The organism is Ruminococcus sp. CAG:330 (assembly GCF_000437175.1).
In the GTDB taxonomy this organism is placed as follows: domain Bacteria; phylum Bacillota; class Clostridia; order Oscillospirales; family Ruminococcaceae; genus Ruminococcus_C.
Map to the genome: position 1 here is coordinate 2,207 of NZ_FR898009.1, position 1,473 is coordinate 3,679.

General features: G+C 50.2%; 3 protein-coding genes. 1 reads left to right on the plus strand and 2 read right to left on the minus strand.

What is annotated here, in order from left to right:
- Both QZL66_RS02150 and QZL66_RS02155 read right to left on the minus strand, forming a co-directional pair.
- Window positions 1–223 (minus strand): GH25 family lysozyme (locus QZL66_RS02150; protein WP_293601779.1); only part of this gene is annotated, 223 nt, incomplete at its 3' end.
- A 3-nt stretch (window positions 224–226) separates the two neighbouring features.
- Window positions 227–637: a phage holin family protein gene (locus QZL66_RS02155; RefSeq protein ID WP_022410119.1), complete on the minus strand. Its 411-nt coding sequence runs from the start codon at window positions 635–637 to the stop codon at window positions 227–229.
- Between the two features lie 691 nt (window positions 638–1,328).
- Between QZL66_RS02155 and QZL66_RS02160 the strand changes: the two genes are divergently transcribed.
- Window positions 1,329–1,466, plus strand: coding sequence for a hypothetical protein (locus tag QZL66_RS02160; protein ID WP_293601780.1), 138 nt, complete (start codon window positions 1,329–1,331; stop codon window positions 1,464–1,466).
- Window positions 1,467–1,473 lie beyond the last annotated feature (7 nt).

A 1,473-nucleotide genomic window follows, 5' to 3' on the forward strand; every position in this document is an offset into this window, starting at 1 on the left:
CCTGCCGAGCCTCTTCCGGCGTGACCGCATAGGAATACCAGTATGCCCCTGCCGGAATGCCCGCCGAAGTGCAGCCGGCATAGTTGGCCTCAAACTGTACATCTTTCTGGGACAGTTCCCTGCCGTATCCTGCCCGAATCACCGCAAAGCCGATGCCGGCAGCTTTCACACGGCTCCACTGGATTTTCCCCTGATGCTCGCTGACATCAATTCCTCGTATCATCCCCTACTCCTTTCCCCTGCGCTGCAGGATGTCGATGGCCTGCCTGAGAAGTTCCGGCATGGGCACTCCGAGAAGCCCCGCATTTTCCACAATGGACAGGAGCTCATTGCAGCTGAAAGCGATGCACACGCCGTCCCGCAGATATGACGTGCCCATGGTGAGATCCAGCCGTACCGCAACCAGCACCAGCAGCAGCGTCACGCACTTTTTGACAAGCCCCCGCCAGCCGATTTTACTGGAGAGCCTGCCGCTCTCGGATTTGGGCGACTTTCCGCAGACCGCCGTCGCTGCCCCCGTAATATAGTCTATGCCCATAAAGAGCAAAAGGGTTCCCAGCGAGGCATCCCATCCGCCAAACAGTCCGGCAAGACAGGCACCAGCCGTTCCCAGAAGCACGCAGATTCGTTCTTTCATTCCGCTCACCTCATTCCTGAGAGAAGTTCTCTCATAAATAGGCGTTCCGGGTGCAAAAGTTGTACGCCGGCGTACAACTATGAACGAAAATTTACACAATATCCGGAGAAAGTTTAGATCTCGGCTGAGTTTTTCCTGTATTGGCACAAAAAATACCGCCCGCCGGAGGAATCCGGTAAGCGGTGCGTGCGCAGATTTGACAAGCTTCGACAGATATGTTATACTGAAACTCTGAGGGCATACCACAAACGGTAGGCGGTCGATTCCAGCTCCCATGATCTTACAATCGATGGGAGGTGATGTACATGGAGAACTTTGTAACATGGGAGCAGCTGCGTTTTTTCGCATGGCTCGTTCTAACATTGATTCAAGTCGCAATTGCGCTTTCCAACCATCATAATAAACGGAAATAACCGCCCCACAGCTTCCAACTAAAGGCGGTTACTTCTTTTAACCCTATGGGAGCAGACCGTCTACTGGTATGCCCTCTTCTCTTTTATTATATGCCATTTACGCCGAAATGTCAAGTGGCTTTCGTTGACTTTTTTCCAAAAACATGTTACAATAGGAAAAAATCATCTTTCAAGGAGCTACTATGCGTTTTCTCAAAAAATATTACAAGCTAAACGGTAGGCGGCTTGCTTCTGATTTTTGCTCCCACTGTCATTGTAACAGATGGGAGGTGATCGGTATGATGGATCAGTTTGTCACGTTTGGTGACTTGCTGGAACTCGGCGGATTTCTGCTGAGTCTGGCAACTTTGATCTTGTACATTTACTATCATCATAAGAATAGTAACGACAATCACCATGACAAGAAAAAGAAATAACCGCCCC